Raw genomic sequence first — 4,290 nt, 5'->3', positions numbered from 1 at the left:
CTAAGTCGCACGAAGTGGGGAGATCAGGAGGTAGCGGCGGGTGGGCGGATGGGGTCAGGGTTGGCGGCGGCTGACCGACCAGGATGCCGCGTCGCCGAGGTCGCCGTCGCCGACCCGGGTGAACACGAGCCGGTCGTGCAGGCGGTTGCGCCGACCCGCCCAGAACTCGACCTCGTCGGGCACGACCCGGTAGCCGCCCCAGAAGTCGGGCACGGGTACGTCGGACTCGGCGCCGGTGTCGGGGAACTCGGCGGCCCGGCGGGCGTAGGCCTCCTCGAGGTCGGTGCGCGAGCCCACCGGCTCGGACTGCTGCGAGGTCCAGGCCGAGATCCGCGAGGCCCACGGCCGCGACTGCCAGTAGTCGAGCACCTCGGCCCGGTCGACCATCACGGCCCGACCGCGGAAGCGGATGGCCCGGTACATCGGTGGCCAGGTGAGGGCCACGGCCATGACGGGGTTGGCCGCGATCTCCCGCCCCTTGGCGGACGTCAGCGCGGTGACGAACCCGGGCCCTCGTTCGTCGAGGAAGCGCATCAGCACGGTGCGCACGTTCGGGACGCCAGCGGCATCCACCGTGGCGACGGACATGGCGAGCGGCTCGAAGACGTCCTTCTCCACCTGCGAACGCGCCACGGCGTCATCGACCCAGCGGCGCGCCTGGGCGTAGGGCGTCGCGAGGAGCTGCTCCTCGGCCAGCCCGTCACCGTCGTAGTCGAAGCGTGCTGCCGCGATGCGCCCGGAGTCGTCGTCGACTCGTCCTTTGTTCATGGCCCGATCGTAGGCCGCCCTGCTCAGGGGGTCGGATGCCGTGCGTCATACCGCAGGAAGTGGCGGTGGCGCAGCGAGAGCGCCCCGATGGCCACGATGCAGGCCACGCCGCCCCACACCGCCATCCACCCCTCACCGATCCGCTCTGCGACGACGCCGCCGAGCAACTCCCCCAGCCTCGGCCCACCAGCCACGACGACGATGAAGACGCCCTGCAAGCGCCCGCGCATCCGGTCGGGCGCCGCCGACTGCAGGATCGTCGTGCGAAAGACCGCGCTCACCGCATCGCACGCCCCGGCGACGGCCATGGCGAACAGCGAAGCCCACAGCGCCTGGTCGAGCGTCAACCACTCCCCCGCGCCGAGCAGCGCAACGCCCAGGCCGCTGATGCCGACACCCCACCCGACGATGCTCACCATGATCGCGACGCCCTGCCGCCGCACCGACCCCAGCCGCCCGGAGACCAGGGTTGCCAGCACCGCGCCCACTGCGGATGCCGCGTACAGGTAGCCCACGGTGCGCGCCCCGCCCCCGAGGATCACGGCCCCCGCCGCCGGGAAGATCACCCGTGGCTGGGCCAGCAGCATGGCCGCGATGTCGGCGACGAACGTCATCCGCACGTTCGGTGCCGTGCGCAGGAACCGGAACCCGTCGACCACCGAGGCGAAGCCGGCCCGGGTCGCGCCACCGGCGTCATGGGGCTCAGGCGGCAGCGACTGCAGCCGCCACAGCCCCCACAGCGCCGCCATCGTGATGAGCGCGTCGACCGTGTACGCGGTGCGGAAACCGCCCCAGTCGACGAGCAGGCCGGCCAGCAGCGGCCCGACCATCATCGCCGTCGACATGGCGAACACCCCGAGCGCGTTCGCGGCGGGCAGCTGCTCGCGCGGCAGGATCCGCGGGTAGATGCTCGAGCGGGCCGGCGAGCTGACCCCGAAGGCCCCGTTCCACACCGCGACGATGCCGTACAGCACCCAGACGTTGTCGTTGCCGAGCCAGGCCTGCGCCGCGCACGCGATGGAGGTCAGCCACGCGACGATGTTGGCCGCCAGCGCCACGGTGCGCCGGTCGTGGTGGTCCGACAGGGACCCGCCGTACAGGCCCATGACGACGAGCGGAACGAGCGCGAACAGCCCCACGAGCCCGACCGAGGCCGTTGACCCGGTGATGTCGTACACCTGCAGCCCGATCGCCACGACCGCCATCTGCGACCCGACGTTGGACAGCGTGAACCCCGCGTACAGGCGCCGGTACGCGGCGTTCTCGCGCAACGGCGTCAGGTCCGGCAGGTGGGAGCGCAGCACCGGCCGATCATGCCTGACCCGTCGCCACCTGCCACCTCGGGCATAAGGTCCGGGCATGGACAAGCCCGACCAGATCGCCCTGCTCATCGACGCTGACAACGCGACGGCGGCCCGCATCGACGTCATCCTCGACGAGCTCTCCCGCCACGGCGAGACCAACATCCGACGGGCGTACGGCAACTGGACCAAGACCGGCCTGAAGTCGTGGCAGGAGGTGCTGCACGACAACGCGATCCGCCCCGTGCAGCAGTTCGACCCCAGCAAGGGCAAGAACGCCAGCGACATCGCCCTGGCCGTCGACGCGGTCGAGATCCTGCACACCCAGCGGCCCGACTGGTTCGCCATCGCCTCCTCCGACGCCGACTTCACCCCGCTCGTCATGCACCTGCGCGAGCACGGCGCCAAGGTCTACGGGTTCGGGGACGCCAAGACGCCACAGCCCTTCCAGAGCGCCTGCACGCGCTTCCTCGTGCTCAACCGCCTCGCAGCCACGAGCCCATTGCCGGATGCCGTGGCACCGGTCGCTCCCGAGTCGGCACCCGCGGCGCCGCCGCGCCGACGCGCCTCCGCACGGGCGGCGACGGTGGAGGGCGCCACGACGAACGCCGCCGACACGGCATCCGCCCTCGACACGGCATCCGCCGCGCCGCCCGCGAAGAAGACGACGGCGCGCAAGAAGGCAGCCACCCTCGCAGCCGCGGAGAAGGCCGCTGAAGCGGCCGCGGAGAAGGCGACCGAACGGGCCGCCACCCCTGAGACCCCCGCCCGACTCACGCGCAACCAGCTGCGCAGCGACGCCAAGCTCGTCGCCCTCCTGCGCCGCACCGTCGAAGGTGCTGCCGACGACGCCGGCTGGGCCCGGGTCAGCACGGTCGGGCAGCGCATCTCCAACCAGAGCTCGTTCGACCCGCGCAACTACGGCTACGCCAAGCTGAGCAAGTTGCTCGAAGCGACTGACCTGTTCGAGCTGCGCGACGTCGGCGCTCCAGCCATGGCCGTCAGGGACCGACGGATGTCCACCCACGGGACGGCCGGTGGGGCCAACTGACGCGCGGCGTGCACAATGGGGCCGCCCGACAACGGCGACCGGCACACGATTGGGGATCCCCATGAGCACTGCAGCAACGACCGACCCTGACTTCCGTCCCGGGCTCGAAGGCGTCATCGCGTTCGAGTCCGAGATCGCCGAGCCCGACAAGGAGGGCGGGGCGCTGCGCTACCGCGGCGTCGACCTCAAGGACCTCGTCGGCCGGGTCTCCTTCGGCCAGGTCTGGGGGCTGCTCGTCGACAACGAGTTCGACCCGGGGCTGCCGCCCGCCGAGCCGTTCCCGCTGCCGGTGCACTCCGGCGACATCCGGGTCGACGTGCAGTCGGCGCTGGCCCAGCTGGCTCCGGTGTGGGGGTTCAAGCCGCTCCTGGACATCGATGACGCCGAGGTGCGCGACAACCTGGCCCGGGCCTCGGTCATGGCCATCTCGTTCATCGGCCAGTCGGCCCACGGCCAGAGCAGCCCGATGGTGCCGCAGAGCGAGGTCGACAAGGGCCGCACCATCGCCGAGCGCTTCATGATCCGCTGGCGCGGCGAGCCAGACCCCAAGCACGTCGAGGCCATCGACGCGTACTTCATCTCCGCGGCCGAGCACGGCATGAACGCCTCGACGTTCACCGCCCGCGTCATCGCCTCGACCGGCGCGGATGCCGCGGCGTGCCTCTCGGGCGCGATCGGCGCCCTCTCGGGACCCCTCCACGGCGGCGCCCCCAGTCGGGCCCAGCACATGATCGAGGGCGTCGAGCAGATGGGCGACGCGCGCCGCTACGTCAAGGAGGTGCTCGACCGCAAGGAGCGCCTCATGGGCTTCGGGCACCGGGTCTACCGGGCGTACGACCCGCGGGCCGCGGTGCTGCGCGACACCTGTCAGCGCCTGGGCGCCCCCCGCTATGAGGTGGCCCTCGAGCTCGAGAAGGCCGCCATCGCCGAGCTGGCCGAGCGCTACCCCGAGCGGCGCATGGAGACCAACGTCGACTACTGGGCCGCGGTGCTGCTCGACTTCGCCGACGTCCCCGGCACGATGATGACCCCGCTCTTCGCGGCAGCCCGCACGGCCGGCTGGTCGGCCCACGTGCTCGAGCAGAAGCGCACCGGGCGGCTCATCCGGCCGAGCGCACGCTACGTCGGCCCGGGCCCGCGCCCGCTCGAGGACGTCGCCGGGTTCGACCC

Annotated in this window: 4 protein-coding genes; 2 read left to right on the top strand and 2 right to left on the bottom strand. The window is 72.0% G+C overall.

What is annotated here, in order from left to right:
* Nucleotides 1–54 precede the first annotated feature (54 nt).
* Nucleotides 55–768 carry a pyridoxamine 5'-phosphate oxidase gene (gene pdxH / locus PLL68_RS10205; RefSeq protein ID WP_324533736.1) on the bottom strand — a complete coding sequence of 238 codons (714 nt, stop codon included), beginning with the start codon at nucleotides 766–768 and terminating at the stop codon, nucleotides 55–57.
* A gap of 23 nt (nucleotides 769–791) precedes the next feature.
* The gene (locus tag PLL68_RS10200) at nucleotides 792–2,069 is read right to left on the bottom strand and encodes an MFS transporter (protein ID WP_486657767.1); all 1,278 of its coding nucleotides are present in this window, start codon (nucleotides 2,067–2,069) and stop codon (nucleotides 792–794) included.
* Nucleotides 2,070–2,127: 58 nt separating this feature from the next.
* Between PLL68_RS10200 and PLL68_RS10195 the strand changes: the two genes are divergently transcribed.
* Nucleotides 2,128–3,120: an NYN domain-containing protein gene (locus tag PLL68_RS10195; RefSeq protein ID WP_324533733.1), complete on the top strand. Its 993-nt coding sequence runs from the start codon at nucleotides 2,128–2,130 to the stop codon at nucleotides 3,118–3,120.
* A gap of 61 nt (nucleotides 3,121–3,181) precedes the next feature.
* The coding region (locus tag PLL68_RS10190; RefSeq protein WP_324533731.1) for a citrate synthase 2 at nucleotides 3,182–4,290 on the top strand (1,109 nt) is incomplete at its 3' end.

Source organism: Ornithinibacter sp. (assembly GCF_035443565.1).
Taxonomy (GTDB): domain Bacteria; phylum Actinomycetota; class Actinomycetes; order Actinomycetales; family Dermatophilaceae; genus Fodinibacter.
Note: the sequence above shows the minus strand (reverse complement) of the source record. Positions and strands in the feature narration are given on the sequence as shown.